General features: G+C 73.1%; 19 protein-coding genes and 1 rRNA gene. 4 read left to right on the forward strand and 16 right to left on the reverse strand.

Features of this window, described 5'->3' with window-relative positions; genetic code table 11:
• Positions 1–75: 75 nt before the first annotated feature.
• The 4 genes from ald to ACIO3P_RS30855 all read right to left on the reverse strand — a co-directional run bounded on the left by ald (position 76) and on the right by ACIO3P_RS30855 (position 6,722).
• Positions 76–1,191 (reverse strand): alanine dehydrogenase, encoded by a 1,116-nt coding sequence (ald, locus tag ACIO3P_RS30840; RefSeq protein WP_329824639.1) that lies wholly within the window; start codon positions 1,189–1,191, stop codon positions 76–78.
• A 155-nt stretch (positions 1,192–1,346) separates the two neighbouring features.
• Positions 1,347–3,515 carry a tetratricopeptide repeat protein gene (locus ACIO3P_RS30845; RefSeq protein ID WP_401854475.1) on the reverse strand — a complete coding sequence of 723 codons (2,169 nt, stop codon included), beginning with the start codon at positions 3,513–3,515 and terminating at the stop codon, positions 1,347–1,349.
• Positions 3,516–4,300: 785 nt separating this feature from the next.
• Positions 4,301–4,927, reverse strand: coding sequence for an NUDIX hydrolase (locus ACIO3P_RS30850; RefSeq protein ID WP_329824640.1), 627 nt, complete (start codon positions 4,925–4,927; stop codon positions 4,301–4,303).
• Between the two features lie 100 nt (positions 4,928–5,027).
• Positions 5,028–6,722 carry a CTP synthase gene (locus tag ACIO3P_RS30855; RefSeq protein WP_329824641.1) on the reverse strand — a complete coding sequence of 565 codons (1,695 nt, stop codon included), beginning with the start codon at positions 6,720–6,722 and terminating at the stop codon, positions 5,028–5,030.
• Positions 6,723–7,144: 422 nt separating this feature from the next.
• Here ACIO3P_RS30855 and ACIO3P_RS30860 point away from each other — a divergent pair, with 422 nt between their 5' ends.
• Complete coding sequence (locus ACIO3P_RS30860; RefSeq protein ID WP_329824672.1) at positions 7,145–8,953, forward strand: glycoside hydrolase family 15 protein; 1,809 nt, start codon at positions 7,145–7,147, stop codon at positions 8,951–8,953.
• Positions 8,954–9,072: 119 nt separating this feature from the next.
• On the opposite strand, the gene ACIO3P_RS30865 is transcribed toward ACIO3P_RS30860, so the two are convergent.
• The 7 genes from ACIO3P_RS30865 to ACIO3P_RS30895 all read right to left on the reverse strand — a co-directional run bounded on the left by ACIO3P_RS30865 (position 9,073) and on the right by ACIO3P_RS30895 (position 18,408).
• Positions 9,073–10,776 (reverse strand): hypothetical protein, encoded by a 1,704-nt coding sequence (locus tag ACIO3P_RS30865; protein WP_401978240.1) that lies wholly within the window; start codon positions 10,774–10,776, stop codon positions 9,073–9,075.
• Between the two features lie 119 nt (positions 10,777–10,895).
• Positions 10,896–12,974, reverse strand: a complete 2,079-nt coding sequence (locus tag ACIO3P_RS30870) for a hypothetical protein (protein ID WP_401854079.1) — start codon at positions 12,972–12,974, stop codon at positions 10,896–10,898.
• A 94-nt stretch (positions 12,975–13,068) separates the two neighbouring features.
• Positions 13,069–14,160: a glycosyltransferase family 4 protein gene (locus ACIO3P_RS30875; protein WP_329824643.1), complete on the reverse strand. Its 1,092-nt coding sequence runs from the start codon at positions 14,158–14,160 to the stop codon at positions 13,069–13,071.
• 322 nt (positions 14,161–14,482) lie between these two features.
• Complete coding sequence (gene recN / locus ACIO3P_RS30880; RefSeq protein WP_329824644.1) at positions 14,483–16,231, reverse strand: DNA repair protein RecN; 1,749 nt, start codon at positions 16,229–16,231, stop codon at positions 14,483–14,485.
• Between the two features lie 122 nt (positions 16,232–16,353).
• Positions 16,354–17,292, reverse strand: a complete 939-nt coding sequence (locus ACIO3P_RS30885; RefSeq protein WP_329824674.1) for an NAD kinase — start codon at positions 17,290–17,292, stop codon at positions 16,354–16,356.
• A 23-nt stretch (positions 17,293–17,315) separates the two neighbouring features.
• Positions 17,316–18,131 carry a TlyA family RNA methyltransferase gene (locus ACIO3P_RS30890; RefSeq protein ID WP_329824645.1) on the reverse strand — a complete coding sequence of 272 codons (816 nt, stop codon included), beginning with the start codon at positions 18,129–18,131 and terminating at the stop codon, positions 17,316–17,318.
• A 34-nt stretch (positions 18,132–18,165) separates the two neighbouring features.
• Positions 18,166–18,408: a hypothetical protein gene (locus ACIO3P_RS30895; RefSeq protein WP_401854075.1), complete on the reverse strand. Its 243-nt coding sequence runs from the start codon at positions 18,406–18,408 to the stop codon at positions 18,166–18,168.
• A 43-nt stretch (positions 18,409–18,451) separates the two neighbouring features.
• Here ACIO3P_RS30895 and ACIO3P_RS30900 point away from each other — a divergent pair, with 43 nt between their 5' ends.
• Complete coding sequence (locus ACIO3P_RS30900) at positions 18,452–18,799, forward strand: SCP2 sterol-binding domain-containing protein (RefSeq protein WP_401792657.1); 348 nt, start codon at positions 18,452–18,454, stop codon at positions 18,797–18,799.
• Positions 18,800–18,809: 10 nt separating this feature from the next.
• On the opposite strand, the gene ACIO3P_RS30905 is transcribed toward ACIO3P_RS30900, so the two are convergent.
• The gene (locus ACIO3P_RS30905) at positions 18,810–19,700 is read right to left on the reverse strand and encodes an ABC transporter ATP-binding protein (protein WP_401854072.1); all 891 of its coding nucleotides are present in this window, start codon (positions 19,698–19,700) and stop codon (positions 18,810–18,812) included.
• Positions 19,701–20,029: 329 nt separating this feature from the next.
• On the opposite strand from ACIO3P_RS30905, the gene ACIO3P_RS30910 reads away from it, so the two are divergent.
• On the forward strand, positions 20,030–20,935 hold the full coding sequence (locus ACIO3P_RS30910; RefSeq protein ID WP_401854069.1) for a siderophore-interacting protein: 906 nt from the start codon (positions 20,030–20,032) through the stop codon (positions 20,933–20,935).
• A 28-nt stretch (positions 20,936–20,963) separates the two neighbouring features.
• Here the strand turns inward: ACIO3P_RS30910 and ACIO3P_RS30915 are convergent, their stop codons facing one another.
• A complete protein-coding gene (locus ACIO3P_RS30915) occupies positions 20,964–21,992 on the reverse strand; it encodes an HAD-IIA family hydrolase (RefSeq protein WP_329824650.1) in 1,029 nt (342 codons plus the stop codon).
• Between the two features lie 84 nt (positions 21,993–22,076).
• Here ACIO3P_RS30915 and ACIO3P_RS30920 point away from each other — a divergent pair, with 84 nt between their 5' ends.
• Positions 22,077–23,366 carry a DUF1015 family protein gene (locus tag ACIO3P_RS30920; RefSeq protein ID WP_401792648.1) on the forward strand — a complete coding sequence of 430 codons (1,290 nt, stop codon included), beginning with the start codon at positions 22,077–22,079 and terminating at the stop codon, positions 23,364–23,366.
• A gap of 134 nt (positions 23,367–23,500) precedes the next feature.
• Here the strand turns inward: ACIO3P_RS30920 and ACIO3P_RS30925 are convergent, their stop codons facing one another.
• From ACIO3P_RS30925 to rrf, 3 genes are all read right to left on the reverse strand, one after another.
• Positions 23,501–24,286, reverse strand: a complete 786-nt coding sequence (locus tag ACIO3P_RS30925; protein WP_329824675.1) for a hypothetical protein — start codon at positions 24,284–24,286, stop codon at positions 23,501–23,503.
• A 38-nt stretch (positions 24,287–24,324) separates the two neighbouring features.
• Positions 24,325–25,485, reverse strand: coding sequence for a hypothetical protein (locus tag ACIO3P_RS30930; protein ID WP_401854066.1), 1,161 nt, complete (start codon positions 25,483–25,485; stop codon positions 24,325–24,327).
• 252 nt (positions 25,486–25,737) lie between these two features.
• A 5S ribosomal RNA gene (gene rrf, locus ACIO3P_RS30935) occupies positions 25,738–25,828 on the reverse strand; the annotation flags it as partial.

Here is a 25,828-nt window from a genome sequence, read left to right on the forward strand (position 1 = left end):
GACGGACACGTACGGCCGGACCTCGCCGCGCAAGGTCCGGCCGTCGGCACGATGTTGACGACGTGGGTTGACGCGTCAGGCGAGAAGCGTGCTCAGTTCGGCGTGATCCAGCCCATGGGCCTCGGCCACCTCGCGGTAAACGACCTGGCCGTCATGGGTGTTGAGCCCCTTGGCGAGGGCCGGGTCACGGCGCAGCGCACCGGCCCAGCCACGGTTCGCCAGCTCCACGATGTAGGGCAGCGTGGCGTTGGTCAGGGCGTACGTGGAGGTGTGCGGTACGGCGCCCGGCATGTTGGCCACGCAGTAGAAGACCGAGTCGTGCACCCGGAAGGTCGGCTCGGCGTGCGTCGTGGGGCGTGAATCCTCGAAGCAGCCACCCTGATCAATCGCAATGTCGACAAGTACACTTCCGGGCTTCATCCGGGCCACGAGCGCGTTGGTGACGAGCTTCGGCGCCTTCGCTCCGGGGATCAGCACGGCCCCGATCACGAGGTCCGCCTCGGTGACCGCCTTCTCCAGTTCGAACGTGTTGGAGACGATGGTCTGGACCTTCGTGCCGAAGATCCGGTCGGCCTCGCGCAGCTTGTTGATGTCCCGGTCGAGCAGGGTCACGTGGAAGCCCATGCCGACGGCGATCTGGGTGGCGTTCCAGCCGGAGACCCCGCCGCCGATGACCACCGCGCGGCCCGCGGCCGTACCGGGCACGCCGCCCGGCAGCACACCGCGTCCGCCGGCCGAGCTCATCAGGTGGTACGCGCCGACCTGGGGCGCCAGCCGTCCCGCGACCTCCGACATCGGGGCGAGCAGCGGCAGCGCGCGGTTCGCGGTCTCGACGGTCTCGTACGCGATGGCGGTGGTGCCGGACGCCAGCAGGGCGTCGGTGCAGGCGCGGGACGCGGCCAGGTGCAGGTAGGTGAAGAGCGTCTGGTCCTTGCGGAGCCGGTGGTACTCCTCGGCGACCGGTTCCTTGACCTTCAGCAGCAGGTCGGCGGTGGCCCAGACCGCGTCGGCGGTGGGCAGGATCCGCGCGCCGGCGGCGGTGTACTCGCCGTCGGTGATCGAGGAACCGGCCCCGGCGTCCCGCTCGATGGCGACCTGGTGTCCGTGGCGCACCAGCTCGTGCACACCGGCGGGGGTGATGGCCACCCGGAACTCGTTGTTCTTGACCTCGCGGGGGATACCGACCAACACGGCAGATCACGGTCCTTGGCTCGGGGGATTCCGCGGGGTTTCCGGGCGCAATCCCATACATACCCGGGCACAGGTGGCACACGGGAAGGCACCGCTGACGTATGCGGCAGAGCCAGTCTAATGAAGGATTTCCTGCTGTCTAGCCTTACAAAACATCAGTCCTCGACCGAAGCGCTGCGGATTTCGTAGGCGTTTCCTTCCGTTTCCAGGAGAAGGCGATCCGCGGCGGCACGGTGCAGCCGGGCCGCCGCGGGATCTCCGAGCCGGTCCAGGGTGTCCGCCACCCGGAGCTGGAGCGCGGCCTGGAGCCGCAGGTCCCCGGCGAGCCGGGCCCACTCGACCGCCTCCTGGCAGGTACGGAGCGACTCCTGCGGCCGGCCCGCGTACTCCTGGACCCGGGCCGCCTCGCTGAGCGCCCGCGCCTGACCGGGCAGATCGCCCAGCCTGCGGTGGATCGCGGCGGCGGCACGCCAGTGGCGCAGCGCCTCGCCGTAGCGGCCCGCGTACGTGTGGACGGTGCCGAGGCGGCCGTACAGCCGCGCCTCGTCGGCCCGCTCGCCCCGGCTCAGCCGCTGGGAGAGGGCCCGCCCGTACCAGTCCGCGGCCCGCTGCCAGTCCCGCAGGTCCTGGTGGGCGCCGCCCAGGGATTCCATGGCGCGCCCGGTCGCGTAGAGGTCGTTCGCGGCGCGCCCGGCGTCCAGCGCCGCGCGGTAGCGGGCGAGCGCGTCGTGCGTACGGCCGGTCCTGGCGTCCAGGTCGCCGATGTTCAGCAGGGCCGCGGCCTGCTCGCGGTACAGCTCGTGGCGCTCCGCGATGTCGAGGACGAGCTGGTGGAGCCCGTACAGCTCGGGCGCGGCGGCCTCCGTCCCCCGGTGCGCGGCCAGCGCGCGGACCAGCGCGGCGACCAGCCGGCGGGCCAGGGTGTCCAGCTCGCCGTCCGCGACCGCGAGGCGCGCGGAGGCCAGCAGCGCGGGCTGCCGGGAGTACAGCCAGCCGGCCGCTTCGGCGGCGTTCGGGAAGCGCAGCGCGCGGGGCAGCCCGGCGAGCCGCTTGCGGGCCGGGGAACCCTCGGGGTCAGTGACGGCGCGGCAGGACTGGAGCAGCCGTACGGTCCGCTCCAGCATCCGGGCGCGGGCGAGCTGCACCTCGGCGGGGCGGTCCTCGGCCAGCAGAGGGCGCAGCAGCGGGACGAGGCAGCCCGGCAGGACGTACTGGTCGAGGGAGCGGTCGAAGGACGCCCGCTCGGGTGCGGGCGGGTACGGCCGCGCGGCCTGCCGGACCGTCCGGTCGTCCGTGGTGCGCAGCAGCCCCCGGGCGGCGAAGTCGTCCAGCAGGACCACGGCGTCCGCCATGGAGCAGCCGGCCAGCGCCGACGCGGTGTGCGCGTCGGTGATCCCGGCGGGGGCGAGGGCGAGCAGCCGCAGCATCCGGGCGGCGGACTGCGGCAGGCTCTCGTACACGAGCTGGAAGGCGCGGGCGAGCGGACGGTTCCCGACGGGGCACTCGGGGTCCTGCGGCAGGGCGCGCAGCCGCTTGGAGACATCGGCGACCGAGGCCATGGGGCGCGCCGCGAGCCAGCCGCCCGCCAGGACGAGCGCGGCGGGCTGACCGCCGCACTCCTCGGTCAGGGACTCGGCGGCCTGCGGGTCCACCGTGATCCGTACGGCGCCGGTGAACCGGGTGAGCAGTTCGATGGCGGCCTTGGTGTCCATCCCGCCGAGGGTGCACGGGCGTACGTCGGGGATCCCGGTCAGCGGCCCCTGCGAGACGGCGACGACCAGGCACTCCGGGTTGTCCGGCACGAGCGGGTCGACCTGCTCGGCGTCGACGGCGTCGTCGAGGAGCAGCAGCACCCGGCGCACCGCCAGCGCCTCGCGCACCATCTCGGAGAGTTCGTCCTCCCCCGCGCCGGGCGGCGTGGCCACGCCGAACGCGCCGAGGATCTCGCGGGCGGTCCGCTCGGTGGGCACGGGCTCGCCGTCGGACCCGGTGAGGCGGGTCCGTACGATCCCGTCGGGATAGCCGTCCCGCAACTGCCGGGCCAGCTCCCGCGCGAGCGAGGTCCGCCCGGAACCGGGCCGCCCGGCGATCAGCAGGACCCGCGCGCGGGGCTCCTTCCGGCCGGAGATCGTGTTGAGCCCGGCGCGCTCGATGTCCCCGTGCAGCGCCTTGAGTTCCCGCAGCCGCCCGAAGAACTCCCCGTCGGCCACCGGGTGTTGCCCCTCCTGCGGCCCTTCGACACCGGGACGGGGCCCGAGTTGGGGTTCGGGAGCGGGCGCGGGAGCGGGGGTGGGAGCGGACTCTTCCGGCTCGGGCTCGGGCACGGCTTCGGGTGCCGCTTCGGGCTCGGGTTCCGCTTCGACGACGGCTTCGGGTGCCGCTTCGGCCAGTGGCTCGGGCACAGGATCGGGCTCGGGTTCCGCTTCGGCCGCGGGCTCGGGCGGGGCCGCGGCCTCCGCGACCGGTGCGGGCTCCGCGACCGGTGCGGGCTCCGCGGTCTCCGGCCCGTCCCCGGGGTGCTCCCGCGCCGGCTCGGCGGGACCGGCCGAGGGCGTGGCGGCCGGGGGTGTGGGGGCCGGGGGCGTGGCGGCCGGGGGCTCCGGTTCCGGCTCCGCGGGTCCCGCCCCGGGCGGTTCGGGGCCGGTCTCCTGCGGCGGCGCCGCCTTCCGCCGCGTGCGGGCGGGCCGGGTGGCCGGGCGCGGCTTGGGGCCGCCGCTCTCCGTACCGCTCACGACATCGGTCACATCCTCGGGACCCTCCGGGATGGTCACCCGGGCCGTACCTTTCTTCTTCGCGGCCGATGTGGCACGGCCTCGGCGCTTGGCCGGCGGTGCGTCGGACTCCGTCGGCCCGGCCCCGGCCGGCCCCGGCTCCGGGGGCTTCTTGGCTCGCGCACGGCCGGGGCCACTCACGTCCACCGCCTGATCCGTCACGGGCCACGCTCCGTCCGCCTGCGCACGATCCGAGCCCGGCGGGTCTCCGCACGGACGGTTCGAGCGTAGTTCACTCTCTGCGACGGAACCGGTGGAGCGCGGCCGATGCATCCCCCAATCGGATCAGCATTTCTTCAGATCAAAAGACCCTAGGGGGATAAGGGGGATGAGCGGGATCAGGACTCGAACGGCCGGGCCGGCCACGGCGCCTCCGCCGGCCGCAGCGCCGCGATGCCCTCCCCCGCCAGCGCCGCGGTGAGCGCGAGGACGCCCACCGCGAGGCAGTTGTTGTGCACCTCGCCGGCGAGCACGCCCCGTACCAGCTCCGCCAGCTCCACCCGGGCCAGCTCCATGTCGGCCTCCTCCTCGGAGACCTGGAAGCGCTCGCCCTGCGCCTCCGACAGCTCCCGGGCGAGGAAGATCCGTACCGCCTCGTCGCAGCCGCCCGGCGTCGTGTAGACGTCCGTGAGCACCCGCCAGTCCTCGGCCTTGACGTGCGCTTCCTCGTACAGCTCGCGCTGGGCCGCGTGCAGCGGGTTCTCGCCCGGTACGTCGAGCAGTCCGGCCGGGATCTCCCAGAGCTTCTGGCGTACGGGGTGGCGGTACTGGCGCAGGACCAGGACCCGGCCCGCGTCGTCCAGGGCGACGATCGCGACGGATCCGGGGTGGACCTGGTAGTCGCGCTTCACGACCGTGCCGTCGGGCATGACCACATCATCCGTGCGGACACTGGTCTTGTTGCCGCGGAAGGGCGTCGTGGTCGCGGTGACCCGCCATTCCTCAGGGGTGTCCTTGATGGTCATGGCAGCGTCCTCCCACGGTGGTACACAAGCGGAAACCGAGGCACGGGCCCGCGTGAACGTGCCCGTACCCCGGCTCCCACCGTATCGCCTGTGACGTGCCTTACGACCGCGCGGCCACCGGCTCGCCCGCCTCCTGACGGAGCCCTTCACGACGCTCGACCGCGGCCTTCACCAGCCCCGCGAAGAGCGGGTGCGGACGCGTCGGCCGGGACCGCAGCTCCGGGTGGGCCTGCGTGGCGACCAGGTAGGGGTGGGTGGAGCGCGGGTACTCGACGTACTCGACGAGCTTGTTGTCGGGGGACGTGCCCGAGAAGACCAGACCGGCCTTCTTCTCCAGCTCCGCGCGGTAGGAGTTGTTCACCTCGTAGCGGTGACGGTGACGCTCCTCCACGTACGGCTGGTCCTCGTACACCTCGCGGACGATCGAGCCCTCCGCGAGCTTCGCCGGGTAGAGACCGAGCCGCATCGTGCCGCCCAGGTCCCCCGCGCCCTCCACGTACGCGAGCTGCTCCTCCATCGTGGAGATCACCGGGTGCGCCGTGCCCGCGTCGAACTCGGTGGAGTTGGCCTCGGTGATCCCCGCGAGGTTGCGCGCCGCGTCGATGACGATGCACTGGAGACCGAGGCAGATGCCGAGCAGCGGCACCTTGTGCTCGCGGGCGTACTGGATCGCGCCGACCTTGCCGGTCACGCCCCGCTCGCCGAAGCCGCCGGGGATCAGGATGCCGTCCACGTCACCGAGGTGCTTCGCGGCGCCGGCCGGGGTCTTGCAGTCGTCCGACGTGACCCACTTCACGGTGACGCGCGCCCGGTTGGCGAAGCCGCCCGCGCGGATGGCCTCCGTCACGGAGAGGTACGCGTCCGGCAGGTCGATGTACTTGCCGACCATCGCGATGGTGACCTCGTGGTCGGGGTTGTGGACCCGGTCCAGCAGATCGTCCCAGACCGTCCAGTCCACGTCGCGGAAGGGCAGGTCCAGCTTCCGTACGACATAGGCGTCCAGGCCCTCGGAGTGCAGCACCTTGGGGATGTCGTAGATCGACTTGGCGTCCACGCAGGCCACCACGGCCGCCTCGTCCACGTCGCACATCAGCGAGATCTTGCGCTTGATGGAGAGCGGCACGTCGCGGTCGGCGCGCAGCACGATCGCGTCCGGCTGGATACCGATGTTCCGCAGGGCGGCGACCGAGTGCTGGGTCGGCTTGGTCTTCAGCTCGCCGGACGGGCCGATGTACGGCAGGAGCGAGATGTGCACGACGAAGACGTTGTCGCGGCCCACCTCGTGGCGGACCTGGCGGACGGTCTCCAGGAACGGCAGCGACTCGATGTCGCCGACCGTGCCGCCGACCTCCGTGATGACGACGTCGACCTCGCCGGCCGCCATCCGCCGGATGCGGTGCTTGATCTCGTTGGTGATGTGCGGGATGACCTGGACCGTGTCGCCCAGGTACTCGCCGCGCCGCTCCTTGGCGATGACCTGCGAGTAGACCTGGCCGGTGGTGACGTTGGCCGAGCCGTCGAGGTCCACGTCGAGGAAGCGCTCGTAGTGGCCGATGTCCAGGTCGGTCTCGGCGCCGTCGTTCGTGACGAACACCTCACCGTGCTGGAAGGGGTTCATCGTGCCGGGGTCGACGTTCAGGTACGGGTCGAGCTTCTGCATCGTGACCCGCAGACCGCGCGCCTTGAGCAGCGCGCCCAGGCTGGAGGCGGTCAGGCCCTTGCCGAGGGAGGAAGCGACACCCCCGGTGACGAAGATGTGCTTGGTCGTCGAGGATGTCGAGGATCGTGTCGGCATGGCCAAGAGGGGGCTCCCGTGGTCGCGGTTCGGTGTGCGTGCCGGTGTCCCTGGCCGAGAGGCGAAGGGACTGCCGTCGCTGCGGTTTCGGGGTCTCTGTGCTGTGCAGGGAGTCCACCGGTCCACGGGCTACCAGGGTAACAGCGACGACGGGAGGCCGCTTCCGGCCACGCGCCGCCTCCCCTTTCCCCCTCGTCACACTTTTTCCCCCTCGTCCCCTCAGACCCACTCGTTCGGCGGACCGCTCATTTTCCGACCGTGACGCGGAACCCCGACGTGCGTCGTATCCTGCTCAAACATTCGCTGCCGAGTCCGGCCGGCAAACGGCACCACCCCCGCCCGATTTCCCGGAAAATGAGCTCGTCAACGACCCTTGACCGCAGTAAGCGCCCCGCGGGGCGGACGTGGCCGTTCGACTGGAGATGCACGTGGCCGGGCGCATCGAGGATTACGCACTCATCGGAGACATGCAGACCGCTGCCCTGGTCTGCCGGGACGGCACAGTCGACTGGCTGTGCCTGCCCCGCTTCGATTCGCATGCCGTGTTCGCGGCTCTGCTGGGAACCGACGAACACGGCTTCTGGCGACTGGGGCCCGCGCATCCCGCGGGCTCCGTACCGCCGCGGGCCACGCGGCGCCGTTACCGCGGGGACTCCCTGATCCTGGAGTCCGAGTGGGACACGCCGCGCGGCACCGTGAGGGTGACCGATTTCATGCCGCCGCGTGACGGCGCGCCGCAGCTCATCCGGATCGTCGAGGGCGTCAGCGGCCGGGTGCCGATGCGCTCCGCGCTGCGGATGCGCTTCAGCTACGGGCGCGTCGTGCCGTGGGTCCACAAGGTGGACAACCGTACGGTCGCCGTGGCCGGCCCCGACTCGGTCTGGCTGGACACCGAGGCGGAGACGCACGGCAAGGACCTGACGACGTACTCCGACTTCACCGTGGCACCCGGTGACCGGATCGCGTTCACGATCAGTTGGCAGCCCTCGCACCGCCGGCCGCCCGCGCTGCCGGACCCGGAGGGCTCCCTGGAGGCGACCTCCGACTTCTGGCGCGAGTGGGTCGAGCACTGCACCTACCACGGCCCCTACCGGGAGGCCGTGATCCGTTCGCTGATCACGCTCAAGGCGCTCACGTACGCGCCGACCGGCGGCATCGTGGCCGCGCCGACGACCTCGCTCCCCGAGGAGATCGGCGGCAGCCGCAACTGGGACTACCGCTACACGTGGCTGCGCGACGCCGCGATCACGCTCTCGTCCCTGCTGCGCACCGGCTACCGCGAGGAGGCCCGCGCCTGGCGCGAGTGGCTGCTGCGCGCCGTGGCCGGCGATCCGGAGAACCTCCAGATCATGTACGGCATCGCGGGCGAACGTGAGCTGGGCGAGGCCGAGCTGGACTGGCTGCCGGGCTACGAGCGTTCGGGCCCGGTCCGGGTCGGCAACGGGGCCGCGCACCAGCTCCAGCTCGACGTGTACGGCGAGGTCACCGAGGCGCTGCACCTCGCGCACATGACGGGGCTCGCGCGCAACGACTACGCCTCCGTCCTCCAGCTCAAGCTGATCCGCTACCTGGAGAAGCACTGGGACCAGCCCGACGAGGGCATCTGGGAGGTGCGCGGGCCGCGCCGGCACTTCGTGCACTCCAAGGTGATGGCGTGGGTCGCGGTCGACCGGACGATCAAGCTGATCGAGTCGGGCGACGCGGACGGGCCGCTGGAGCGCTGGCGCGAGCTGCGCGACGACATCCACCACGATGTCTGCGAGAAGGGGTACGACAAGGAGCGGAACACCTTCACGCAGTCGTACGGCTCCAAGGAGCTGGACGCCTCGCTGCTGCTCATCCCGCAGATGGGCTTCCTGCCGCCGGACGACAAGCGGGTCATCGGCACGATCGAGGCGATCCAGCGCGAGCTGTCCACGGAGGACGGTTTCGTGCTGCGCTACCCGACGTCCGGCGACGACGCGGGCGTCGACGGCCTGGAGGGCGACGAGGGCGCGTTCCTGGCCTGCTCGTTCTGGCTGGCCGACGACCTGGCGATGATCGGGCGGGTCGACGAGGCGCGCAAGCTCTTCGAGAAGCTGCTGGCGCTGCGGAACGATCTCGGACTGCTCGCCGAGGAGTGGGACTCCCGGCTCCAGCGCCAGGTGGGCAACTTCCCGCAGGCGTTCAGCCATGTGCCGCTGATCGACACGGCGCTGCGGCTGACGGCGTCGGGCGCGTACGGCGGCTGACGGCCGGGCCGAAGGCCACGGGCGGGGCCCGGACGGAGCGGTTCACGCCGCCCCCGTCCGGGCCTTTCCCGTCCCGCCGTCAGGACTCGCCGTCGGGCCCGGTGGGACAGGCGGCGCGGTCACCGCGGGGTGGTGAACTCCACCCGGACGTCGCGGGTCCCGGTGCGGACGGTCACGCCTTCGGCGATCTCCTTCGCGGAACACCCCTCCGCCAGCAGGACGTTCACGGCGGCGCCCAGCAGGACCGGGTCCAGCGGCGCGTGGTGCCCGCCCCACGGCCGCGCCGAGGACGCCTCCAGCAGGGTCCCGTCGCGCAGCGCGACCAGCGCCGTACGGCTGCCCAGGGCGGCGACCGCGACGTTCAGCGCCGGGAGGGCGGTGAACCGTACGGCGGCCCAGCGGGCGGGGGGCAGCAGCGGTTCCACGGTCGTACGGGCCAGGACCTCGGCGTATCCGCGCCACCGGGTGTCCGTACCGTGGTCGTGGGCCGCGTAGAAGCCCCTGCCGGCCTCGTGCCGGCCGGGGACCACCGGCCAGCGGCGCAGCTCCACCACCCCGTCCGCCGGGCGGCTGCCGACGACGTCGTGGGCGGCGGAGACGGTGTGCGGGACGGGGCGGGGGTCGGGGACCGGATCCGGTGGCCCCGCCTCCGGCGGGAGGCGTACGCCCCGGTGTTCGAGGTACGAGTAGAGCTTCCGCCTGGTGCGTTCGGCGCCCTCGCCCCGGGCACCGAGCTGGAGGGCGAAGACGTCGTCCAGCTCACCGGGGACATGCCGGTCCACGGCACCCAGGAGCTGTTCGAGCAGCGGTCCTCCGGGGTCGAGGGCGGGCGCCCGCCGGGCGAAGGCCGCCGTGGGAGAGGCCGGGTCCAGTTCGTCCAGGCCGGTGGCGGCGAGCAGGGTCACGCGGTCCAGGGCGGCGCTGTAGAAGGTGGTCGAGCCGTGGTCACCGATCACCCAGTCCCCGGCGACCACGGCCGCCCGCCAGCCCTCCTGGGGAGGGATCACGAGGAGTCCCGCGTCCATGGCCCTGGCCAGCCGTTCGAGGACGCCGTCCGTGGTGTGGCGGGCCCAGACGTTGGGGTGCAGGACGAGCGCCACCGCGTACTCGTCGGCGGGCAGTTCCGCGAGCAGCCGCTCCGGCAGATCGGGGCACCGGCCGAGCAGGGAGTGTCTGCTCCACGTCGAGTGGACGACGACGAGCCGGCGCCCGCCGACGACACCGAGCCGTTCGCGGTAGATGTCGCGCCGCGGCAGGCTGTCCCTGATCCGGTCGAAGCACGGGTCGCCGACGGTGACCGCGTACGGCACGGCCTCGGGGCAGGAGACGGCGAGGCGGGCGATCTGCTCGTCGTGGGAGACGCAGATGCAGGACGGCAGGACCTTGCCGCGCCGCATCAGTTCCCGCGCCGAGAGCCCGGCCGGTGACGACGTGTCGCCGGTGGACTCGGTGACGAGCCGGTTGTAGCCCGCGCCGTGGGGCAGCACCACGAGCGGGGTGTCCCTGCGGTACATGGAGCGGTGCACGGCGCAGGCGACGACGAGATGGAAGCGGCGCCGTCTGGCCTCGCGCCAGCTCAGGACGGTGACGCCGAGCCCGTCCAGGTACTCCGGCAGCCCCGCGTCGAACGCGGAGCCCGGGTTGACGGTGTACGACACCTCGATCCCGTCCTCCGGGCGCAGCAGCCGGGTCACGTCCCGCAGCCGGGTCGCGGAGGTCAGGGTGCGGGCGACGGCCAGGACCCGGGCCTTGGGCGGCTCGTAGGTGTCCCAGCGCGGACCGGCGTGCCGGGCGCGGCTCCTGAGCGGCGGGAACACGGCCACCTCCGGACGGTTGCGTTCATGGTTCACGTGGCCATGCGGTCAGGTGCGGCATGCGGTCGGGTGCGGGGAGGGAGAGGGGTGCGCAGGTGATCGTACTGAACCGGACCGGGGCGCCCTGCTCAGGCCGGTCCCGGCGGCTGGGACAGGCCCATGCGGGCGCGCAGTTCGCGGAGGGTGCGCAGGCGCTCCTCCGCGAGCCGGTCGTCGCCGGTCTCGCCGGCCAGTTCCGCGGTGAGCTCCAGGGCCTGGTCGAGCTTGGTGTACTGGCCTCGCCGTCCGGCCCACACCGCGGCCTCGTCGATCGTCCGCAGGGCGAGCGCGGGGTCCCCCAGGGCGCGCTGGGCGCGGGCGAGGTGGATGCCGATCTTCGACCGCATCCCGTCGTCCCCGGTCGCGTCCGCCGTGGCGGCGGCCCGCGTCAGGGTGTCGGCCGCCTCCTGGTCCCGTCCGGCGGCGAGCAGCGCCTGCCCCAGGTTGTAGCTCTGTACGACGATGCCGTGCCGGTCCCCCGCGTTGGCCTCCAGCGCGCCGCGGAACAGCTCGACGGCGGTGTCCGGTTGGCCTGCCGCGAGGTACAGCAGCCCCTGGGACTCGCGTACGGCGCCGGAGAGGCGGGGGTCGGCCAGCGCCTCCAGGAGGGCTTCCGCGCGGGCCAGTTGGTCCCTGGCCTCGTCGTACTCGCCCAGTCCGTAGTGGGCGCGGGCCAGTTGGTTGCGCATCCTGACCTCGGCGTCGAAGCGGCCTTCCCTGGCCGCGGCCTCGATGCCCAGGCGGTGCGACTCGATCCAGTCCGCGTAGTGCTTGCGGCCTTCGAAGAGCGCCCACATCGACTCGCAGAGCCGCCACACGGCGTCGTACCAGCGTTCCCCGGCCGCGTACCGCAGCACGGCGAGGAGCGTGTCCCGCTCGTCGTCGAGCCAGTCCAGCGCCTCGGCGGTGGTGGTGAAGAGGGGATCGCGCCCCGCCGCCGAGGGTTCGGGGCCCTCCTGGAGGCGCCACCGCTTGCCGAGGATCAGCCGGTCGGCGCGGGCCGCCGCGTCGACGTAGAACGCCACGACGCCGCGCAGCGCCTCGCGGCGGCGCTCCTCGGCGCCCTCCCGGCCGCCGCTGAGCGCCCGCGCGTGGGCGCGGACCACGTCGTGCAGCCGGTACCGGCCCCGGGGCCCCGCGGGGACCGCGAGATGTGCGGCGAGGAGGTCGGTGAGCGCCGCGTCGAACCCCTCCGCGCCCGCCGCGTGCGCGAGGGGTGCGGTGAAGGTGGTGCCGGGGAGCAGGCCGAGCAGGTCGTAGAAGCGCCGGGTGGCGCCGGAGAGGTCCGCGACGACGGTGTCCATCACGGCCCGTCCGCCGCCGGGCCCGACCACGCCGCCGGGTCCGGCCACGCCGTCCGGTCCTTCCGGTCCGTCGGATCCTTCCGGTGCCGACAGGTCACGCACCACGTCCTCCAGCGTCGTGTGGGGGCGTTCCACGAGGCGTTCGCCGACCGCGCGCAGCAGGAGCGGCAGCCCGCCGCAGAGGGCGACCAGTTCGGCCGCCTCGCGCTCCGTCCCCGTACTGCGCCAGCGCCGTACGAGGCGGACGCCCGCGCCGCTGTCCAGCGGGGCGACGGGCACGTCCACGGCGCCGTCGAGCAGCAGGGGCGCCAGCCGGGTGCGGCTGAGGACCACGGCCAGTCCGGCGGCGGGCAGCAGCGGTCCGACCTCGGCGGCGTGCCGTACGTTGTCGAGCACGACCAGCGTCGGGCGGCCCGCGGTGGCCGAGCGGAAGAGCGCGGACCGTTCGGCGAGGCTGGGCGGGATGTAGCTCTCGTGCACCTTGAGGGAGCGCAGCAGGATGCCGAGGACGCCGCTGATGTCGACGGCGCCGTCGTGGCGCAGGTCCTCCAGGTCGACGTAGAGCTGTCCGCCGGGGTAGCGGGCGTGCACCTCGGGGTGGCCGGCCCAGTGGGCGACGAGCTGGGTCTTGCCGACGCCGCCCACGCCGGTCACCAGAACCTGGGCGCAGCGTTCCGGCGGGGTGGCGAGTACCCCCTTGAGGATGGTGAGTTCGAGGTCCCGGTTGACGAATCCGCCGTGCGGTACGGGGACTTGGCGAGGGGTCCACGGTGGCGGCGCCGGCGGCAGGGCGATCGAGCCGATGTGTCCGGCCTGCACCAGCGGCCCCATGATCACCGCGTCGCCGGAGACGGTGTTGTCCACCGTGTGGCCGGCTCCCTCAGCAGCACTGCGGCGGCTCTCCACGCGCTCTCCCCTCAGCCCGCTCCGGCTTCCCACCCTTCCCACCCTAGATGAATCAGCGCTGCGGGCGTCCCCGCTCCGTCAGTTCGTCGTACACGCACAGCACCTGCGCGATCGTCTCGTCCTCGGTCGGCCAGGTGGCCGCCTGCGCCCGGCCGGCGGCGGCCAGCCGGGCGCGCCGCCCCGGGTCGCCGAGCAGCCGCTTCACCGCGTCAGCGAGGGCCGGGGCGTCGCCGTACGGGACGAGTTCCGCCGCGTCGCCGACCAGTTCGGGGATGGCGCCCACCGCCGTCGCGACCAGCGGTACGCCGAGCCGCAGCGCCTCCTGCGCGAGGACGGAGCGGGCCTCCCAGCGGCTGGCGAGCACGGCGACGTCCGCCGACGCGAGGAGTTCGCTGATGTCGTCCCTGCGCCCGATGAGCTGTACGGGCAGGTCGTCGGCCTCGATCCGGCGCTGGAGTCTCGCGCGTTCGCGGCCCTCGCCCGCGATGGTGAGCAGCGGGGCGGGGTCGAGGTCACGCCAGCCGGCGACGGCGTCGAGAAGCGTGTCGTACCCCTGGTCCGGTACGAGACTGCCGACGGCCATCAGTAACGGCCGCTCGACCGCGCCGAGTTCGGCGCGGGCCTTGTTCTCCTCGCCCGCGGACCCCGGGCAGGGCGCGGGCAGCGCCACCGGCGCGAGGCGGGCGTCGCGCGCGCCCCTGGCACGCGCCCCGTCGACCAGTTCGGAGGTCGTGCCGAGCACCACCGAGGCGGCGCGGACCGCGCGCCGTTCCAGCATCCGCAGCAGGCGGCCGCGGGGCCCCTCCGCCTCCGTACGCGTGTGCCAGGTGACGACCAGCGGCACCCGCAGGCCGCCGAGGGCGAGCGCGGTCCGTACGGCGGCGTGCAGCCCGTGCGCGTGCACCACGTCCGCCCCGGCGCAGGCCGCCCGGAGCGCCGCCACCGAGGCCGGGTCACCGCGCCGGGCGACGGGGACGTGGGAGGCCCCCGCGCCACCGAAGTCGTAGGCCAGGTCGAGTGCGGCGGGGGCGCACACGGTCACGCGCACGCCCCGGGCGACCAGCCCCGCCGCCAGCGAACGGACGTGCGCGCTGCTGCCCGCGCTGCCACCGCCCAGCACCTGGACCGTACGCAGTTGTGTCACGTGGGCAGGGCTCCTGGATTCGGGTGAGACGGCGGCGAGGGGGGTGAGGGGGGTACGTCAAGGATGCCAGTCCGTACGCACGTTCCGGCACCGCCGGGGCGTCGTTCCGGTGTCCGACGCCTCAACTCCGCGCCCGGATCACTCACACGGGTGAAGACGCGGGCCGACCCTGTCACCGTACGCCGTCGCGGCGACGACTCCCAGTGCGCGCGGGGCCGGTCCGGCCCCGCCCTTCCCGGTCCCGCCCGCCCCGACGGCGGCCGTACGGATCACTCCGAACCCGCCCCGAACCCGCTCCGAACTCGCCCCGAACCGCGCCGCATCACTCCGAACGGGCTGTCGCCAGCAGTTCCTCCGCGTGGGCGCGCGCCGTCTCCGAGTCCTCCTGGCCCGCGAGCATCCGGGACAGTTCCCGTACCCGGTCCTCGCCCTCCAGGACCGTCACCCCGGAGCGCGTCACCGATCCGTCGACCGTCTTCTCGACCAGGAGCTGCCGGTCCGCGAAGGCCGCGACCTGGGGGAGGTGGGTGACCACCACGACCTGCGCCGACCTGGCGAGCTTCGCCAGCCTGCGGCCGACCTCGACCGCCGCCTTGCCGCCGACGCCCGCGTCGACCTCGTCGAAGAGGTAGGTGGGCACGGGGTCGGACCCGGCGAAGACCACCTCCACGGCGAGCATCACGCGCGACAGCTCACCGCCCGAGGCGCCCTTGGCGATCGGCCGGGGCTGGGCGCCGGGGTTAGGGGCCAGCAGCAGTTCGACCTCGTCGACGCCGTGCGGCCCGTGGACCACGGGGCGCCCGCCGACGTCGACGCCCGCGCTCGGCTCCGCCGACTCCGTCTGCCGGATGTCGAACGAGACGCGCGCGTGCGGCATGGCCAGGGAGGCCAGCTCCGCCGTGACGTCCTCGGCGAAGCGCGCCGCCGCGTCCGTACGGGCATCGGTCAGCGCCTGGGCGAGGCCGGAGAGTTCGGCGCGCAGCGCGTCGCGTTCGGCGGTCAGTTCGCCGATCCGCTCGTCGTCGCCCTCCAGCTCGGTGAGGCGCGCCGCGCTCTCCTCGGACCAGGCCAGTACGGCGTCGATGTCCGCGCCGTACTTCCTGGTCAGCCCGGTGAGCGCGGCCCGGCGTTCCTCGACGGCGGCCAGCCGGCGCGGATCGGCGTCCAGGTTGTCCGCGTATCCGGCGAGTTCGCCCGCGACATCGGTGAGCAGGATCGCGATCTCCCCCATCCGGTCGGCCAGTGCGGCCAGTACCGGATCGTGGGACCGTACGGAATCCAGGGCCCGTCCCGCGCCCCCGACGAGGGTGGTCGCGTCGACGGCCTCCAGGTCCTCGGGGTTGCCCGCGAGCGCCGCGTGGGCGAGGGAGGCGGCGGAGGCGAGCGCCTCCGCGTGGCCCAGCCGCTCGGCCTCGGCGGCGAGTTCGGTGTCCTCGCCGGCCCGGGGTTCGACCGACTCGATCTCGGTCAGCCCGAAGCGCAGCAGATCGGCCTCCTGGGCGCGCTCCCTGGCCCGGGTGGTCAGCTCGTCCAGTTCCGTGGCCACGGCCCGCAGCCTGCGGTACGCGGCGGTGTACGCGGTGTGCGGTACGGAGACCGCCGCGCCCGCGTACCGGTCCAGGGCCTTGCGCTGCCGCGCGGGCCGCAGCAGGCCCTGCTGGTCCGTCTGGCCGTGCACGGCGACCAGATCGTCCGCCAGCTCGGCCAGCACGCCCACGGGCACGGAGCGTCCGCCGAGGTGGGCGCGTGAGCGCCCCTCGGCCGAGACGGTCCTGCTGATGAGCAGCGCGCCCTCGTCCAGCTCGGCGCCCGCCTCCTCGGCGCGCAGCGTCGCTGGCGCGCCGGGGGCGAGCGTGACCCGCCCCTCGACGACCGCCGACTTGGCGCCGATCCGCACCAGGGCGGGGTCGGCGCGCCCGCCGAGCAGCAGTCCCAGACTGGTGACGACCATGGTTTTGCCCGCGCCGGTCTCGCCGGTCACCGCCGTGAAGCCGGGCGACAGCTCGACGACCGCGTCGTCGATGACCCCGAGCGACCGTATCCGCATCTCCTCCAACACGGTGACGACCATACGAGGTCCTGGCGCCCGGTGCGCCACGCACCCCACCCCCGGACCCCCCGGGAGGGTGTCGACCGGGTGGTCCGCCCTTCATCCCATACGCGGCGAAACCACCCGGAACCGTACGCGACGACTCAGTGCGGCGCCCCGCGCCAGCCGGAGACCGGCAGCGCGAACTTGGCCACCAGCCGGTCGGTGAACGACGCGTGGTGCAGCCGCGCCAGCCGTACCGGGACTGAGCCACGCCGTACCTCCACGCGCGCGCCCGGGGGCAGCTCGATGGTCCGGCGTCCGTCGCACCACAGCACCCCGTTCGGGGTGTCCTGCTGCACCTCCACCGCGAGCACCGTCGTCGGCGACGTCACCAGCGGTTTCGCGAAGAGCGCGTGGGCGCTGATCGGCACCATCAGCAGCGCCTCGACCTCCGGCCAGACGACCGGGCCGCCCGCCGAGAAGGCGTACGCCGTCGAACCGGTGGGGGTGGCGCAGACGATGCCGTCGCAGCCGAATCCGGTGACCGGTCTGCCGTCGATCTCCAGGACGACTTCGAGCATCCGCTCGGGCGAGACCTTCTGCACGGCCGCCTCGTTGAGCGCCCAGTCCTCGTGGACGACATCGCCGTTGCTGTGGACGACGACATCGATCGTCATCCGCTCCTCGACCTCATACTCACGGGTGACGACCCGGTCGACGACCTTGTCCAGATCGTCCCGTTCCGCCTCGGCGAGGAAGCCGACCCTGCCCAGGTTGACGCCGAGCATCGGCACACCGGAGGCGCGCGCGAACGCGGCGCCGCGCAGCAGGGTGCCGTCACCGCCGAGCACGATCAGCAGCTCGCACCCCTCCAGCGCGTCGGGGATGGCCTCGGAGGCCGTCTGGACGGAGTCGGGCAGCGGCAGATCGGGCGCCTCGCTGTTCAGTACCCGTACCCCGATACCGCTGCGCACCAGCCCGTTCACGACCAGTTCGGCGCTGCGGATGGCCGCCGGACGGCCGGTGTGGACCAGCAGGAACACGGTCCGGTCGGCGTTCGCCGCGCGTTCCTCGCTCAATGCTCTTTCCCCGTCCCGCATCAGTTCCTCCGCCACGTCTCTCGTCACCGGGGCCCCTCCGCCACTGCGCGGTCGACATCCGCCGGGTCCAGCTCGGGGGCTCCGGAGCGGAGCCACAGAAAGTACTCCACGTTCCCGGAGGGTCCGGGCAGCGGGCTGGCGGTGACGCCCCGTACCCCGAGGCCCAGTTCACCCGCCCGGCGCGCCACGTTCCGTACGGCCTCGGCGCGCAGCTCGGGGCTGCGGACCACGCCGCCGCTGCCGAGTCGTTCCTTGCCGACCTCGAACTGCGGCTTGACCATCATCACGAGATCGGCGTCGGGGGCGGCGCAGCCCACCAGGGCCGGCAGCACCACCCCCAGCGGAATGAACGACAGATCCCCCACGATCAGATCCACGGGCTCCCCTTCGATCGCATCAAGCGTCAACTCACGTACGTTCGTACGGTCCTTGACGGTGACGCGTTCATCGCTCCGCAGCGACCAGGCGAGTTGTCCGTATCCGACGTCCACCGCGACCACCCGGGCGGCCCCGGCGCGCAGCAGCACATCGGTGAACCCGCCGGTGGAGGCGCCCGCGTCGAGGGCGCGCCGGCCGCGTACCTCCAGGCCGAGCGGTACGAAGGCGGCGAACGCGCCCGCGAGTTTGTGCCCCCCGCGCGAGACGTAGTCGGGGTCGCCGTCGTCCGCCTTGACGACGACGGCGGCGCTGGTCTCCACCTGCGTGGCGGGTTTGGTCGCGGTGGTGCCGCCGACCGTCACCCGGCCGGCGGCGATGAGCTGGCTCGCGTGTTCGCGCGAGCGCGCGAGGTTGCGGCGTACCAGCTCGGCATCGAGACGGCGGCGTGCCAGTCCAGCCACGTTCGGTTCAGCTCCTGTGGTCGTACGCGAGAGGTCACCGGGGAGGTCCCGGGGGTGCCGGACGTACGTCGAGCGCGGTCAGCGCGTCACGCAGTCCCCCGTGTACATCCTCGTACACCTCGACGTGGCCCTCGGCGGGGAGGTGGTCGGCGTCGGCCAGCCTGGCCAGCGTACGGTCCACCACGTCGTCGCCGGTCGGGGTGCGGGCCACGCCGAGGGGGCGGGGCGCGGCCGGGTCGGGCGCAACGGGGGGCGGGTCCGCGATCACGTCGCTCATACCGGAGACGCTACCGCGAAGAGCTGCGGTACCGTCGGTCACGATGGCGACGAAGGAAGAGTGCCGCAGCGCACTCGACAAGCTCTCCGGCAATCTGGCGCGGACGGACGGCGGGGCCGGCGGCGCGGCCGGCTTCGACCGCTCGCTGAGCTGCCACATCACCGATCTGGATGTCACGTTCACCGGGCGTCTGGTGGACGGCCGCATCGAGGTGGCCGACCCGGTCCCCGGACCGCCGCCCGGCAAGGCACAGATCAGGCTGGCCATGACGGGCGACGACCTGGTGGCGCTGGTCGACGGCGAACTGAACTTCGCCCGCGCGTGGGGCTCAGGCCGGGTCAGGCTGGAGGCGGGCTTCCGCGATCTGCTGCGCCTGAAGTCACTTCTCTAGGCTGCTGACGTCACTTCTCCAGCAGCCCCGCGGCGGCCTCGGCCGGGACCTCGTCCACGGGCGCCACGTCCTTGACCTGCGCTTTGTCCTCGGCCTGGTCCCGCGACGGCTTGCGCCGCGCCTGGCGCCCCGCCGGCACCACCAGCGGCGTCCCCGTCTCCGGGTCGTCGATGACCTGGCAGCGCAGCCCGAAGACCTGTTCCACGCGCTCGGCCGTCACGACCTCCGCCGGGGAGCCCTCCGCGACGATCCGTCCGTCGCGCATCGCGATGAGGTGGGTGGCGTACCGGGCGGCGTGGTTGAGGTCGTGCAGGACGGCGACGAGCGTACGGCCCTGGGTCTCGTGCAGTTCGGCACAGAGGTCGAGCACATCGATCTGGTGCTGGATGTCGAGGAAGGTGGTCGGCTCGTCCAGCAGCAGCAGCGGCGTCTGCTGCGCGAGGGCCATCGCGATCCAGACGCGCTGGCGCTGGCCGCCGGAGAGCTCGTCGACGTAGCGGTCGGCGAGTTCACCGACACCGGTGGCCTCCATGGACTCCCCGACGATCCGCTCGTCCTCCGGCGACCACTGGCGCAGCAGCCCCTGGTGCGGATAGCGGCCGCGCGCCACCAGGTCGGCGACGGTGATGCCGTCGGGCGCGATGGACGACTGCGGAAGCAGCCCGAGGGTCTTGGCGACCTTCTTGGCGGGCATCGCGTGGATGACCGAGCCGTCGAGCAGGACGCGTCCCTCGGAGGGCTTGAGCATCCGGGAGAGCGCGCGGAGCAAGGTCGACTTGCCGCAGGCGTTCGGGCCGACGATCACCGTGAAGGAGTGGTCGGGTATCTCCACCGACAGATCGCGGGCGATGACACGCTGGTCGTAGCCGAGGGTCACCGATTCCGCGGTGAGGCGCTGCATGGTCGTACTCCTGGTGTCCGCGGGGTTCATTGCCGTTACCGGTACCGGCGTGGGTGTCGATGCCGCTGATGGCTGGGCGCGGGGACCGACGGCGTTGACCAGCCCTGTGGCGCGCACGACGGGGCGCTCGGGGGGCGCGGCGGCCGCGGGCATCGCGCGCTGCTCTTGGGGACTGTCGACCAACACGAGGTTAGGTTAGCCTACCCTCGCATTCCGTCTCGATAAGGGATGTCCTCGTCATGAAGGGATGTCCTCGTCATGAACTGCCCACCGCCCGCCCGCCGTACCGTGCTCGCCGCCGCCGTCGAGAAGTCGAAGAGGCTCCCCGTATGACCAACGCTTCCCCGTCCCTGGCCCCGACCGCCCCGACCGCCCCGACCGCCCCTGCCCCGTCGCCCGCTCCCTCCCCGTCCCCCTTCCAGTTCTTCGCCGTCGAGGTGCTCCGCGCGGAGCGGATCACCCCCGCCATGGCGCGGATCGTCCTCGGCGGCCCCGCCCTGGCGCGCATGGCCTCCGCGGGCCGCGACCAGCGCGTCAAACTGTTCCTGCCCCACCCCGGCCAGAGCGAGCCCGTCATGCCGGAGACGGCGGCGGGGGCAGCCGACTGGTACGGCGCGTGGCGCGCGCTCGACCCGGCGGTGCGCGGCATCATGCGTACGTACACGGTGCGTGAACTGCGCCGCGACCCGGACGAGTTGGTCATCGACTTCGCCCTGCACGCGGAGTGCGACGAGGCGTCGGGGCCCGCCTCGCGCTGGGCTAGGTCGGCGGCCCCCGGCGACCGGATCTGCGTCCTCGCCCCGGTCGAGGCGGAGAACGCCGGGTACGACTTCCGGCCGCCGGACGACACCGACTGGGTCCTGCTGACCGCCGACGAGTCCGCGCTCCCCGCCGTCGCCGGCATCCTCGACACCCTGGCTCCGGGCACCCCGGCCCGGGTCTGGATCGAGGTCCACGACCCGGCGGACCGCCAGGAACTCCCCACGGAGGCGGACGCCGACATCACCTGGCTCGTGAAGAACGCCTCGCCCGCCGCCCCGGACGCCATCCGCGCCGCCGCGCTCCCCGAGGGCACGCCGTACGCCTGGGTCGCCGGGGAGGCGGCGACGGTGAAGGCGGTACGCCGCCACCTCGTCGCGGACCGCGGCTTCGACCGCCGGGCGGTGAAGTTCAGCGGCTACTGGCGCCGGGGCGCCTCCGAGGACAACCTGATGGAGGCGGCCGAAAGCGCCTGACCCGGCCCGCCACTTCGGAACAATTCGCCTAAAGCCCCAGCCGGGCCAGCGCCTTGCCCGCGTCCAGCGCGCACGCGCCCTCACCTGCGTCCGTCCAGGCCGCCGCGCACAGCGCCCGCAGCCCGTCCAGCGCCGTACCGTCCCCGTCCAGGGTCAGCGTGCCCGCGCCGGCGGTGGCCGTCCAGCCGCCGCAGCCGAATCCGCCGTCCCGCGCCACCACCTCGGGCTGCCCGGTGAGCAGCCCGCGCAGGTCGGCGTCGACGTACGTGGGCCGGTACTTGGGCTCGGCGGCCAGCAGCCGCGCCCCGTCCGTCACCCCGGTCAGCACGAGCAGCGAGTCGACGCCGCCGTTGAACGCCCCCTCGATGTCGGTGTCCAGCCGGTCCCCCACCACCAGCGCCTTCCTGGCCCCGGTCCGCAGGATCGTCTCGCGGTGCATCGGGGGCAGCGGCTTGCCGGCGACCTGCGGCTCGGCGCCCGTGCCGATCCGTACGACCTCCACCGCCGCGCCGTTGCCCGGCATGATCCCGCGCGCGCTGGGGATCGTCAGATCGGTGTTGGACGCGAACCACGGCACGCCCCGGTTGATCGCGTAGCACGCCTCGGCGAACCGCGCCCACGGCAGATCGGGGCCGCCGTACCCCTGCACCACCGCGGCCGGGTCGTCGTCGGCCGACTCGACCGGCTCCAGACCGCGCTCGCGCAGCGCGATCCGCAGCCCGTCACCGCCGATGACCAGCACCTTCGATCCGGCCGGCAACTGCTCGGCGATCAGCCGGGAGACCGCCTGCGCCGAGGTGATCACATCGTCGGGCTCCGCGGGCACGCCCAGCTCCGTGAGATGGGCCGCGACGGTGTCCGGCGGGCGAAGGGCGTTGTTGGTGACGTACGCGAGCCGCATGCCCCCGTCCCGGGCCGTGGACAACGACTCGACCGCGTGGGCGATGGCCTCCCCGCCCGCGTACACCACACCGTCGAGATCGAGCAGCGCCGTGTCGTACGCCTCGCTCAGCGCGGTCGCACTCCCGCTCGGCCTGGTCCTGCTCTGCTGGCTCATGCTGCTTACGCTCCTCGCTCGGGACTTATCACCCGATCATCGCTCATGCCCACCCCGTCCATACGATGCACATACGATGCTCGGATGAACACAACAGGTCCTGTGGACAAGGGGCTGCGGCTGATTCCGTTCCGCGGGCTCCGGTACGTCCCGGAGCGTGTGGGCAGCCTGTCCGCGGTGACCTCGCCACCGTACGACGTCGTCGTGAGGCCCGACGGACTGCACCACCTGGAGTCCGCGGACCCGCACAACATCGTCCGGCTCATCCTGCCGCAGGCCGCCACCCCCGAGGCCCGGCACCACCAGGCGGCGGCGACGCTGGCGCGATGGCAGGCGGAGGGCGTACTCGCCCCGGACCCCGAGCCCGCGCTGTACGTGTACGAGCAGCGCAGGGGCGAGGTGCTCCAGCGGGGGATCATCGGCGCCCTCGCGCTCTCCTCCCCCGCCGCCGGCATCGTGCTGCCGCACGAGGACGTGATGCCGGACGTGGTGGAGGACCGCGCCGCGCTGCTGCGGACGACGGCCGCCAACCTGGAACCGCTGCTGCTGACGTACCGCGGTGACACGGACGCCCCGGGCGGTACGGCGGGCGTCGTCGAGCGCGCCCTCCGCCGCGAACCGCTCCTCACCACCACCACGGAGGACGGCTTCGCCCACCGCCTCTGGTCGGTCACGGACTCCGCCGATCTCGCGCACGTCGCCGACGACCTCGCCCACCGCCAGGCCCTGATCGCCGACGGCCACCACCGCTGGGCGACCTATCTGCGGCTGCGCGACGAGCACGCGGCGCGCGGGGCGACGGGTCCGTGGGGATACGGCCTGGTGCTGCTGATCGACACGGCCCGCTACCCCCTCCAGGTCCGCTCCATCCACCGCCTGCTGCGCGGACTGCCGGTCGGCCGGGCGATCGACGCGCTCGCGGGCGCGTTCCGGGTCCGTACGGTCGAAGGACCGCTCACCGAGGCGCTCGGCGCACTGGCGGACGCGGCGGCCACCGGCAACGCGTTCCTGCTCGCCGGGGACGGCCGCTTCCATCTCGTCGACCGCCCGGACCAGGGACTGCTGTCCCGTACGGTACGGACCGACCGCCCGGAGCCCTGGCAGCGACTGGACGCGACGGTCCTGCACGCCACGCTGCTGGACCAGGTCTGGCGGATCCCGGACGACCCGGAACACATCTCCTACATCCACGACACCGAGGCGGCCGTCGTCCAGGCGGAGCGCACCGGCGGTACGGCGGTGCTGCTGCACCCGGTGCGCGAGGACGTCGTACGGGACCTGGCCCGCCAGGGGGTCACGATGCCGCGCAAGTCGACGTCGTTCGGCCCGAAACCGGCCACGGGTCTGGTCATGCGGAGCGTCACCCTCGGCTGACGCCTCGACGAGCGGCCGACATGACGGCCGACATGAGGGCCGACATGAGGGCCGACATGAGGGCCGACATGAGGGCCGACATGACGATGGGCGGTACCCCGACCGGGATACCGCCCATCTCATGTCATCGCCGCTCAGCGCTTGTCGTCCTCGTCGAGGACCACGATGTCCTCGTCGACGAGCGCGTCCGCGTCCGCGTCGACCACGGGCGGGACAGCGGCCTCGGCCGCTCCCTCACCCTGGGCGTCGGCATCGGTCGCGGCGTCGGACGCGACCTCGCTCCCGGCCTCGATCTCGTCCTCGCCCATGGCGTCGACGAACTCGACCCCGTCCAGTTCGGCGAGCCGGTCCGAGGCGTCGGTCGACCCGTCCTTGTCCGCCTCGATGGTCTTGCCGAACCACTCGCGCGCCTCGTCCTCACGCCCGGCCGACAGCAGGGCGTCGGCGTACGCGTAACGCAGACGAGCCGTCCACGGCTGTACGGAGTGGGACGCGAGCTCGGGGCTCTGCAGGGTGACGATGGCTGCGTCGATCTGCCCCATGTCCCTGCGCGCACCGGCCGCGACGAGCCGCATCTCGACCTGTCCCGCCTTGTCGAGCTTCTGCACCTCGGGCTCACCGGCCATGGCCATCGCCCGCTCGGGGCGGCCGAGACCGCGCTCGCAGTCGGCCATGACGGGCCACAGCTCCACGCTGCCGGTCATCCGCCGCGCCGCCCGGAACTCGGCCAGCGCCTCGGCGTACTTCTGCGTCGCGTACGCGGCGAAGCCGGCGGCCTCGCGTACGGCGGCGACACGGGAGGCGAGCCGCAGGGCGATCCGCGAGTACGCGTACGCCTGCTCGGGCTCCTCGTCGATGAGCTGGGCGACCATGACGAGGTTGCGCGCGACGTCCTCGGCGAGCGTCTTGGGCAGGCTCATCAGCTCCTGCCGCACGCTCTTGTCGATCTCGTCACCGGTCACGTCGTCCGGGATCGGCAGCCGCTTGATCGGCTCACGGTCACGGTCCCGGTCGTCACGCCGCTCGTACCCGCCACCGCGGTTGTCGTCCCGGCCGCGGTATCCGCCCCGGTCGCCGCCGCGATCATCACGCCGGTCGTCACGACGGCCGTAGCCACCGCCGCCACGGCTGTCGGACCCACGGTCATCACGGCGCGGGCCACTGGGGCGGCTGCCACGGTCGTCCCGCTGGAAGGCGGGCCGATCGTCACGGCGGTCGTCACGACGGGGACCGCTCGGACGGTCGTCACGCCGGTCGTCCCGACGGAAGCCACCGGACCGGTCATCCCGGCGCGGAGCGCTGGACCGGTCATCGCGACGGTCATCGCGACGCGGGCCGGAAGGCCGGTCGTCCCGGCGGAAGCCGCCCCGGTCACCGCGGTCGTTGTCACGGCGCGGACCGGAAGGCCGGTCATCACGACGCGGGCCACTGGGACGGCCGCCCCGGTCGTCCCGCTGGAAGGCGGGCCGATCGTCACGGCGGTCGTCACGACGGGGACCGCTCGGACGGTCATCACGCCGGTCGTCCCGACGGAAGCCACCGGACCGGTCATCCCGGCGCGGAGCGCTGGACCGGTCATCGCGACGGTCATCACGACGCGGGCCGGAAGGCCGGTCATCACGACGGAAGCCGCCACGGTCACCACGGTCGTTGTCACGCCGCGGACCGGAAGGCCGGTCATCACGGCGATCGTCCCGCTGGAAGGCCGGACGGTCATCGCGGCGCGGTCCGGAGGACCGGTCGTCACGGCGGAAGCCACTGGACCGGTCGTCACGACGAGGGCCACTCGGGCGGTCGTCACGCCGGTCGTCCCGACGGAAACCACCCGCCCGGTCATCACGACGCGGACCACTGGGCCGGTCGTCACGGCGGTCATCGCGGCGTGCGTAACCGCCACCGCCACGGTTGTCACCGCCGGCCGGTCGGCCGCCACGGTCGTCGCGACGGCCGTAACCACCGCCACTGCCACTGCCGCCGGAACCAGAGCCGGAGCCGGAGCCGAAACGGGAACCCGAGCTGGGACGGCCGCCACGGTCGTCATCGCGGCGGGGCCCGCTGGGCCGGCCGTCACGCGCACCACGGAACCCGCCACCGCGCTGGTCATCGCGACGCGGTCCACGGTCGCGATCGTCACGGCCGCCACGGAAGCCGCCCCGGTCGCCGCTGTCGCTGCGGCGCGGGTCGCGCTCAGGACGGTCGTCGGAGGAATTGGGGGACATCGGTTGGGCTCCTGTCTTCGGGTACCGCAGCCATTCTCGCGCAGTCGGGGTGCCGACGAGCACTTCGGGACGGTGGCTTCGGGTAATAGAGGGCAAAACAAAAAGGACCCGTAGCCCAGCGTGAACGCTGGACCACGGGTCCTTGAAAGATTGTTCGGCGGCGTCCTACTCTCCCACAGGGTCCCCCCTGCAGTACCATCGGCGCTGTGAGGCTTAGCTTCCGGGTTCGGAATGTAACCGGGC

This window comes from Streptomyces sp. NPDC087310 (assembly GCF_044744405.1).
In the GTDB taxonomy this organism is placed as follows: Bacteria; Actinomycetota; Actinomycetes; order Streptomycetales; family Streptomycetaceae; genus Streptomyces.